2 protein-coding genes and 3 pseudogenes are annotated in these 10,426 nt (G+C 57.9%); all 5 read left to right on the top strand.

Annotated elements, in window-relative coordinates:
• The first annotated feature begins 626 nt into the window (after window positions 1–626).
• On the top strand, window positions 627–7,886 hold the full coding sequence (locus EOA85_RS17180; RefSeq protein ID WP_127210515.1) for a type I polyketide synthase: 7,260 nt from the start codon (window positions 627–629) through the stop codon (window positions 7,884–7,886).
• Between the two features lie 330 nt (window positions 7,887–8,216).
• Window positions 8,217–8,489 (top strand): annotated as a pseudogene (locus EOA85_RS17185) (site-specific integrase); the annotation flags it as partial.
• 1 nt (window position 8,490) lies between these two features.
• Window positions 8,491–8,685, top strand: a pseudogene (locus EOA85_RS17190) (IS630 family transposase); the annotation flags it as partial.
• Between the two features lie 258 nt (window positions 8,686–8,943).
• A pseudogene (locus tag EOA85_RS39015) lies at window positions 8,944–9,205 on the top strand (integrase core domain-containing protein); the annotation flags it as partial.
• 432 nt (window positions 9,206–9,637) lie between these two features.
• The coding region (locus EOA85_RS17200) for an ABC transporter substrate-binding protein (RefSeq protein ID WP_245485832.1) at window positions 9,638–10,426 on the top strand (789 nt) is incomplete at its 3' end.

Raw genomic sequence — 10,426 nt, forward strand, 5'->3', positions numbered from 1 at the left:
AGATAAGATGCGTCATGGTTGACGACGATGGGGCTAATAGCGTTGACCATGGGTACCTTGGCCTGTTCGATTGCCATAACCCGGCCAGGTGCCGGTTGTACTTTCAGCCGCAGACCTCGCGCGCCTATGAGTGCGGAACCGGCCTCGTCGGTGGGGCAGCTGAAGCGCCACGAGTTCAGATGCTCGCTGGATCGACCTCCCCGACGAGGCCGAGAGGCTCCGCAAACTCGCATCTACCGCCATGTCAAGGCAACGGACCGCTCTCTCCAATTACCTTACTGCGAGTTACGACATTACAGTCTGCTGCGGCGGTTTTACACTCGGCGTTTCCGATCCCGACGACTGCGCGAACTGTCTCGCGTCAGGCGTTCGAGGCTTTTGTGATCACGCTCGCAAGAAGTCTACATACTTTGGAGATGAGGAAGTCTGCATAAGGCCGGCTCATTGTGGCGGTGCATTGCCCAACGACGGAAGTTACATCGCGGAGAAAGGTGCCTATCAATGGATCTGGATGTTCCGAGTCCCTGGAGCGAAAAGTATGCTGAACAGGCTGTCAAACGCCCGGCCAAAATTAGTTTACAGATAGAGACGGTTATTTCAACGGATCGAAGCGGAGTAGTTTGAGAATGGAACAAGTTTCCGGTGCTTCCAAAGCATTGCTGAGTGTCGTAAAGACTTCACTTGAGCCTTCGTATCGGATATTTTGCTTCCCGCATGGGGGTGGTAGCGTCAATTCGTTCCGTACTTGGTCTGAGTATCTCCCCGAAGACGTTGAGCTAATTTGCCTGGATCTTCCAGGGCGCGGCAAACGGTCAGCGGAGGCCGCTATCCGCAGCATGGACGTGTTAGTACCCATGGTCACTGAGGCGCTCCGCGGGTACAGCGACCGGCCTTTTATTTTCTTCGGTCATAGCGTAGGTGCCCTCGTGGCTTACGAGATCGCCCGCTCCCTCGAGAAGGTCGGTCGGCCATCTCCCTTCCATGTTGTCGTGTCCGCTCACAAGTCGGCGGATGTGCCGGCGGATGAGCCGCCCATGTATATATACGCGGATGACAAGTTGACCGATGTGGCCCGGAGCCTTGGTTTGGTCCCCAAGGAGGCGCTGGCAAATGAGGAACTCCTTCATAACTTCATCTTGCCTCCAATGCGGGCCGACTTCGAACTTGCGGAGACCTACGACCGGAACTTGCCAACGCCCCTCGGCGCGGCGATCACAGCAATGGGGGGAGTTCAAGACGAAACGATCAATGCCAATGACCTAGACGAATGGCGTCGGCTCACGACGTCGCGCTTCGCCCGGATTCTGTTTGGTGGTGATCACTTTTACACCCATTCTACGACTGAGGATGTGGTGGCTACCCTCCTGCGTGAAGTTGGGGAAGTAAAGGCACAACTCCCAGCCTCCATTCGAATTGGCGAGGCCCTACCTTATCCCGAACTACCACTGCATGATCAATTCCGCAAACAAGCGACCCTTAATCCGGACGCCCCTGCCGTCGTCTCACAGAATGGGATCTTAACATACCGTGAGCTCGACGATCTGAGCGAGAATTTATCCAGACACCTCCTCGGCCACGGTCAGGGCCGAGGTTCGCATATCGGTATCCTGATGGATACTTCACCTGAATACGCTGTTGCGCTATTCGGCATTCTAAAGACAGGGGCGGCCTACGTCGTGCTTGACAAAGCTCAGCCCGTTGCGGCGCTAAAGCGGATACTTGAGAAGGCATGCGTCGAAATCGTTGTCACCAAGAACCGTTTCGCAGCGAGCCTCCCGCCTGACTGGTCGGGTCTTGCGCTGTCGCTCGACGAGGGTTGGGAAGTGCAGCTCGGCAAAGCCGGTCCGGCCAATCCCCAAGCAGTGGATATCGATGCGCCGGCCCAGATTGTATTTTCGTCCGGCACGACTGGTGAACCGAAGGGGATCGTCTGCCCCCACCGAAGCGCTGTATGCTCATACGAGTGGCGCTATCACACCCTGCCATACGCGCCTGATGAGCGCGAGGGGGTTAATATCTTCTTAGTCTGGGAGATAATGCGGCCGATCCTCGCCGGAATGCCTGCCTATCTGATACCTGACGACGTTATCTACGATCCGCATCAGCTGGTCGAATACTTGGAACGAAATCGAATTTCCCGAACATTATTAACCCCTTCACTGCTGGATGTGCTTCTCAGCAGCGGCTTCCTCGACCTCCCCTCCCGCCTTCCGGATCTCCGATTGATTTACCTATCAGGCGAGGTGGTAACAGCAGCGTTGCTTGCGCGTGTGAAGGATACGCTGCCGCGTGTCAAAATTATCAACCACTACAGCGTAGCGGAGACATATGATGTCACGCATATTGACTTGAGCGAGATCGATCCTGCGACAACACAAAAGGTCGTACCGGTCGGTCCACCTCAGCACAATGTCAGTGTCTATGTCCTCGGGGAGCAGCGCGATCCCGTGCCACTGGGCTTCTTGGGCGAGATCTTCGTCGGCGGCGATGCATTGAGTCACGGATATCTCAACAGCCCGGAAATGACACAGGAAAGGTTCTTTCCTGACCCGTTCCGCGCTGATGGCAGGATGTTTCGCACTGGCGATCTTGGCCGCATGCTGCCCGGCGGCCAGTTGGAGATTATTGGGCGCTGCGCTTTCATGGTGAAGATCCGGGGATACAGCATCGTCCCCGGATCTGTGGAAGCTGCTTTGCTCCGGTACACCGGGGTCTGCTCCGCCGCCGTATTGCCGGAGCTCGATTCGACGACCGGCCAGCCTTATCGACTGATCGCCTATGTAGTCTTGCGGAATGGGTGCAAGGGCTGGGAGGCACCCTTGCGGGCGCATTTGAAATCTGAGCTGCCGCACTACGCAATCCCTTCTGACATCATCGCAGTGATGGAATTGCCCATTGCGGCCAACGGAAAACTTGATCGGTCGCGCCTCCGCGAGCTGGCGAAAGAGGCGTCGGCTTCACTGACAGGTGCCGACCGGGTCGAATCGGCACTCCGCGCAGCTTGGCATGACCTTCTCCGGGCTGAAGTTGCTGATCCGAGCGACAACTTTTTCGATTGCGGCGGACACTCCCTTCTGGCTGCCCGTCTCAGCACGCAGCTTCGTGAGAGTCTGAAGGTCGAGCTCCGCGTAGTGGAAGTCTTCCTCAATCCGACTTTTAAAGAGCTGGTCGCACTTCTCCGCAAGCGCCGCGGCGAGCAGGAGCACCCCCAAAAACGTAAGCTCCCCAGAACACCGCCAACCTCGCCGGCGACGGCGCACACCAAGGCGTTAGACGGGCGGCGCGGTCCCGGTATGGACATTGCGGTGATTGGTATGGCCGGGCGTTTCCCAGGAGCGGAGACAGTCGACGAGCTCTGGGAGGACCTGTGCCAAGGCATCTGCTCGATTGCCGCGCTCTCCGAGCAGGAACTCAAGGCCCGGGGCATTCCGGAGGCTGTGCTGAAGCGCTCCGATTATGTGCGCGTGGGCGCACACCTCAAAGATGTGGACCTTTTCGATCCGGATTTCTGGAAGCTCTCAAGGCGTGAGGCAACGCTGATGGACCCGCAGCATCGCCTCTTCCTCGAATGCTGCTGGAAGGCACTCGAGTCGGCCGGATATCCGCCAACCCAGCATGAGGGCCGGACTGGGGTGTTCGCAGGTTCATTCCTCCCCCTCTATCTACTACACCATTTGAAGGGGGGCGGCCTTACCAATCCCGCCAACGCCCCGCTCGCTTTCCTGACGGAGCTCGGCAACGACAAGGACTATCTTGCCTCGCGCGTGTCCTACATGCTGGACCTCAGCGGCCCAAGTATTGCGGTACAAACCTCATGCTCAACTGGACTAGTGGCGATCGCGGTTGCGGCTCAGTCGCTAGCGGGTGGCTATTGCGACATGGCGCTGGCAGGCGCGGCGAGCATCACCTTCCCGCAAGCGGGGTATCAGTATGTCAAGGACTTCATCAATTCTTCGGACGGTGTTTGCCGGACCTTTGATGCCGATGCCAATGGCACGGTGCTCGGAGATGGGGTAGGGGTCGTGGTTCTCAAGCGCCTCGAAGATGCGCTTGCGGCGGGCGACCCGATCCGCGCAGTGGTAAAAGGATGTGCCATTAACAACGATGGCCGCGCCAAATCGTCCTTCTCGGCGCCTAGCGCGCGAGGCCAGGCCGCTGTTGTGCGCCAAGCACTTGCCTCCGCGGCACTCGGCGCTGAAGACGTGGAATACATTGAAACTCATGGCACTGGCACCAAGGTCGGCGACCCGATCGAGGTCCGCGCTCTGGCAGAGGCTTATGGGGGCCGAATGGGCAACACCTGTGCGCTTGGGTCAATTAAACCGAATATCGGCCATGCCAACATAGCCGCAGGGGTCGCAAGCTTTATCAAGACAGTTCTCACCCTTCAGCATGGGGTAATTCCACCGACCATCAACATCAATCGGCTGAACGATGATCTGGGTCTGGAAGACACGCCCTTCTTCGTCAATGAGCAGCTTAGACCTTGGCCCCGTCCGCAAGGACGCCCTCGAACTGCCGGTGTCACTTGCCTCGGAATCGGCGGAACCAATTGCCATGTCGTGCTGCAGGAATGGAACGGCGACAGCGCAAGGGCTTGGCCCGGATCGGTCACGCGGGGATCTCACGCCCTTTGCCTATCTGCAAAGACCTCCTCGGCGCTAAGCCGGGCCTGCCGGAATCTAGCCGTGTTCCTGCGTCGCAACCGCGAGATTGATCTCGGTGACGTCGCCCACACGCTACGGGTGGCGAGATGCCAATTCGATCATCGAACCGTCGTGGTGGCGCGCAACTTGGACATGGCCATCGCGAAGTTGGAAGAAGCGGGGGATCGTGCGGCTGATCGGACCCTTTCCCCGCCGTCGATTGGGTTCATGCTGCCGGGCAGCGGAGTGCAGCACACGCGAATGTTCAAGGATTTATTTGATCACGTGCCGGACTTTCGCAATGCTTTCCTGGCTTGTGCGGCCGCTAGTCGCCCTGTTCTGGATCGTGACCTGGAGACGGTCATGTTTGGGGGCGACGACGTCTACGCGACCGCTTCCTTCGAAGAAATCAGTGTCATAATTTTCTCCGTGCAATACTCCATGGCGCGTTTGCTAGAACTGTTTGGTGTGCGTCCCGATTATCTGGTCGGACAGAGCATGAGCGAATACGTCGTGGCCACCCTAGCGGGCATTCTGACAGTGGAAGATGCTGTTGGGCTGACGGTCGTTCGGAGCCGCGCGATGGCGAATGTTGGTATCGACGGTGCTATGCTTGCGGCCAGATGCGGCTCCAACGAGGCTGAGCGTATCCTAACGGAGGACGCTTGGCGTGATCGAGCTGAAGCTGGCGAGATCAGCGTCGGTGTCGTGAATTCAAATACCAGCGTCGTGTTCACCGGCAAGCGGGAACTTCTCGAAAGGCTTCAAGGGAGGCTCGAACAGCTACAGATTCCCAACCACCTCCTTAATACAGCTGGCGTCCCCGGCCATTCTCCGTTGATGGAACCGGCGACTAGTATCATCGACGCGCAGGTCCGCATCCTCGAAAAGCGTCTGCCGAAGGTCGCCATTGCTCTGAATTCAGGATCCCTGCATGGGGTGAAAGTGCCCTTACCGGAGAGCCACTGGAGTGGGCAAGCAACTGGGACTATCCGATTTGATCGCTCTATCCAGACCATGGTCGCGGCTGGTGTAACTGCACTCATTGACCTTGGCCCTTCGCGCAATCTGGCGCGTTTCGCACATGGAGCGATCAACCCAAAGGATCGCAAGACCAGCATCCCATCGATTGTCCCAGCCGCGCGCGACGAGAATGATGAAGAGTCCACTGACCGGCATGTCCTTCTGGAATGCCTTGGGGCACTCTGGGCCGCGGGTGTTCCGGTGGATTGGAAGCGGGCCAGTGATCAATTGGAACCGTTCGGTACTCGCCGGCGCCTCCCCCTTCCAACGTACTCGTTTGACGGTCACCGTTGCTGGCCGGAGGATCAGCCTGCTGGTGCCGCGCTTCCGCAGCTCGGGGAGCGAGAACGGCACAAGGCGGAAGTGTTCAGCTATGCGCAGACTTGGACAGAGAAAATGCTTCCCCCCACGGCTCCCAGTGGCGGAAGTACAAAGGCGCTACGTTGGCTGCTGCTCGCTGATCGGCCGTTTGGTGAGGTGGAGCGCGTGGGAGACGTGCTGGCAAACAGCATCACGCGGCAGTTGGAGGATGCGGGTCATGAAGTTGTCCGTGTTTGCCGACGAGCCAAATCCTCAAATTCGCCCCCGAAAATCAATGGGTCTACAATTTTCATTGATCCCACCCGAGAAGGCCTGAAGGCGTTCTTCGAGGCCGAGATTGCTTCGGAGCGCCCCGTTAACCGCATTCTCTGCCTCTGGCACCTGAGCGGCACAGCGGACGCGTGTGGGGATCCGGGCACGGTGCAGACCAATCTTTTGCGGAGCTACGACGCTATACTCGATTTGGCCAGAGTTCTTTCCGCTCTGGCGCTCCAGACTCCGGTCGATCTCTGGATCGTTGGTGACCGGAGCGTTCAAGTCGATGAGGAACCGGTAGATCCCGAAAAAGCGTGCGTCTTCGGGCCCGCCATCGTGCTATCGCAGGAGAACCCAATGGTCGATTGCCGGGTTGTTGATCTGAATATCGACGACCCGAATATAGGCTATCAGCTAGGGGCTGAAATCGGGCGTGACGTGCCTGGTCCCGATGCGATCGTCGCGCTCCGCGGGAATCGACGGTGGACGCCTCATTTTTCCCAAGTGAGTCTCGCTTCGCAGGTTTCCGGACGGGAGATCCTGCCGCCTAGTGGCGTCTATCTGGTCACGGGAGCTCTGGGGCGGATCGGCCTGTCCTTGACAGAGCATCTCGTAAGCCTTGGTGCGACAGTTGTGGCGATAACCCGCCCCGGCGTGCCCGATCATTTGAGTTCAGGGCACGTGGATTCCGATGAGGATGGCTGGACACGCCGACTGAGCGCCCTTCACGATGCAAAAGGTCAGGTGATTCTTCGTCAGGCCGTCCTATCCGATTTCGACAGCCTGTCGGACGCGCTTGACACAACGGTTCGCGAATTCGGGCGAATCGACGGGATTTTTCACGCCACGGGGGCCGCCGATGTGAACTTCCTTTCAGGGGTGAAGGACACGACCTCTGCTAGCGAATTCGCCTCCGAAATTGTGGCGACACGCAACCTTTATGGTGCGATCGAGCGGGTACAGTGCACCCACAGGCAATCACCGGAGTTCGTGTTCCTCTTCTCGTCCCTTGCGTCGATCCTCGGGGGACCGACAATGGCTGCGCACGCAGCGGCCAACAGTTTCATGGACGCATTTGCACGCCAGGTGCAGGGCAAACTGGGTGTCCGGTGGATCAATTCCAAGTGGGAAGACTGGGATTGCTCCTTCGATGAGCGGGTGACTGCCGCGTACCAGACATGTCAGGCGAAAGATTTGCCACTCAGTTCCGACGAGGGCATCGATGTCATCAAGCGCATACTGGCGACCGTCGACAACGGCCAGGTGATTGTAGCGACCCGGCCCTTGCCTCCTCGCGTGAGTCAATGGGTCGACCAGGTCCGGATAATCACGCCGGAACAGCAGCCGGACCAAGCTAGAAAATCGCCGCCCGGAGAAGTCAGAACAAGCGAGGACATCACGTTGAGGCACGCCGATCCGAAGGGCCTTTTCCTGGATGAAGTCAGGTCTCTTTTCGGCGCCACAGAAATAGAATTGGACGACAACTTCTTTGATGTTGGGGGGGACAGCCTACTCGCCGCAGAACTTCAAGCCCACTTGAAGAAGAGCGACCATTGGGGGGCGCCGAAATTGGATGAGATAATCAACGCTCCGACATTCCGCGCCCTCTATGAGAGGATATCCGCGGAAGGGTCCCGGTGATCAATCGATCAAATCCCACAGGAAACATTCTGGACAACTGGAATGTTAGGGATCACCGTCCCGCAAAGAGTGAGCAGACTTAGTCGACCGTGAACTATCCGCAAGCCACTGATCTGGCATGTTGATTGAGGCGGATAGCGGCTTTGGAATTGCAGGATTCGCGGTTTATGAGCGCTGTTTTCCTGCAATTCGGTTTTGCGATTCCCTTGTGCTGCGGAGCGTGATTGAACTAAACCGCTGCCGCGGTAGCTGATGCGGGGTCTGGCCTGAGGAGGCCCCTGTCTGAGAAGATTTGGTGTCGAGCCAACCTTCCAGACAGGAGAACCCCAGATGGCCCAGATAAGCCCTCTGCGTCAGCGGATGATTGAAGATCTGACGATCCGCAATTTGTCACCGGAGACCCAGCGATCCTACGTGCATCACGTGGCGAAGTTCAGTCGATTTTTTGGACGATCACCCGATCAACTGGGATACGAAGAGGTGCGCGCCTATCAGGCCCACTTAGTGGGCCGAAGGGTCTCGTGGGGCGCGTTGAACCAGACCGTTTGCGCCTTGCGTTTCTTCTACGGCGTGACGCTGGGTCGATCTGATCTGCCTGAGCGGAATCGCTTACCTGCCGCGCAACAGTCCCGACTTCAATCCGATTGAGAACGCCTTCGCCAAACTCAAGGCACTGCTGCGAGCAAAGGCCGAGAGAACCATCGAGGCTCTGTGGGACGCGGTCGGCGCGGTCGTCGACCTCTTCACCCCAGCCGAATGTGCCAATTACTTCAAAGCCGCAGGATATGAACCGGATTAAACAGGACGTGCTCTAGAAACCGTTCTAACGCTGGCTCCGGTGGTCCGCAGGCACTGCAGCCACGGCTGCCGATTCCCCCTGCGGCGCACACTGCGTCGGCTTGCCGTCAAATGGTTGCTGCAGCTTAGCGTGCTATGACAAGAGTACGGACTGAGCTTTACCCCCTGTGCGCACGGCAGCAGCGCGGCAGCGTTCTGTCTGGCAGGCAACATCGCAGCGCCGAATACAGAGATTCGTCCGATCGGTGATTGTGCCGCCCTGCGCGATGAACTGCTCAACGAGACGCTGTTTACTTGGCTGGCTCAGGCGCGCGCAGCCATCGCTCTGCGACGCGCCGACTACAACACCGCGCGGCCGCACTCCCAAATCACCTAACAGACACCGGCCGGAGTTCGCCACTACCTTCAGTCCGCGACGGTCGCTCGCGCTGCGCTATGCAAAAGGCTCCGCACCAGCGCCCGTCGCGTCACCCGCCCAGCAGGGCACAACCCACACCGGAAACGAACTCAAAACCGGATAGAAACTGTGGGCAAGGTCAGCCGCGAATAGCGTCTTCGATCTTGTGGAATTCGGCCAGTCGCGAGGGATTCGCTGGCAAATCGGTGCGGCACGGGCTGCCGCCAGCTCATAAAAGCAAGCTGCACTTGAGCGTGCGGTCACGCCAAAGCGAAATTAAATCATTTGCTGGATTACATTTTTTCACAATTCCGAGCCTGTTGACTGTGGTATCCAATGCTCAGGTAGCAGCGTCCAGCCAAAGCTCTGGTAGCAAAGCGTGCGAATTTTGCTATGTCCAGAGTGCGAATTTGTTATGCCAATCGCTACGCGTCTCCTGCAGATCGCAAAAGTCATTTGGCTGCTCGATCAATAACAAACTGGCTGACTCCGTACCGCGTCTTGCCGTGCTTTGAGCCAACGAGGTCATAAAGAAGGCCAAGAGAGGAGAACTACGATGAGCAAATGGGGTGAACATTGGAACCCAGCTTTGACTGTAAGCCGAAGGAGCGTCCTCAAATCCGCGGCCGCGGTTGGGGCGCTGGCGATCACTTCATCAGGCGCGACACTTTCCGTCGTCGCTCAAGAATCCGCCCCCAAGAGGGGAGGGCATTTCAAGCTCGGGGTCGCGGCCGGCGCCACGTCCGACTCCCTTGATCCAGGAACCTACACGAACTCATTCACAGAACTATTTGGCAAAACCCTGCACGGTTATCTCACAGGAATAGACGCCGACGGGAAGGTTAACGGCGAAATCGCGGAATCCTGGGACGTGTCGAAAGACGCCAGGACGTGGACCTTTAAGCTGCGGAAAGGCATCGAATTCCACAACGGCAAAAGCTTAGATGCCAAGGATGTCCTCGCCTCGATTAACCATCATCGAGGGGAGCAATCCAAGTCAGGCGCGAAGCCCATCGTGGATCCGGTCGAGGAGATCCGTGCGGACGGTCCCGGGACGGTGGTCTTTGTCTTGAAAGACGGCAACGCAGATTTTCCGTACCTTCTTGAAGATTTCCACTTGGCAATCGTACCAGCGAAGGACGGAAAGGCAGACGTCTCCGGAGTTGGAGCTGGAGGTTATGTGCTCGACAACATTGACTACGGCGTCAAAGGCACCGGCAAACGTTTCGCCAATTATTGGAAATCCGATGCGGCCTGGTTTGATTCGTTCGAGGCTCTTGCCATACATGATGTCACAGCGCGCACAAATGCGCTGGCAACAGGCCAGATCCACGCGATGGAACGA

Source organism: Mesorhizobium sp. M5C.F.Ca.IN.020.29.1.1 (genome assembly GCF_003997375.1).
Taxonomy (GTDB): domain Bacteria; phylum Pseudomonadota; class Alphaproteobacteria; order Rhizobiales; family Rhizobiaceae; genus Mesorhizobium; species Mesorhizobium wenxiniae.

What these genes read in the sequence shown, in the direction of transcription:
- EOA85_RS17180 (WP_127210515.1), top strand. Translation starts at nt 627, where the DNA reads ATGGAACAAGTTTCCGGTGCTTCCAAAGCATTGCTGAGTGTCGTAAAG.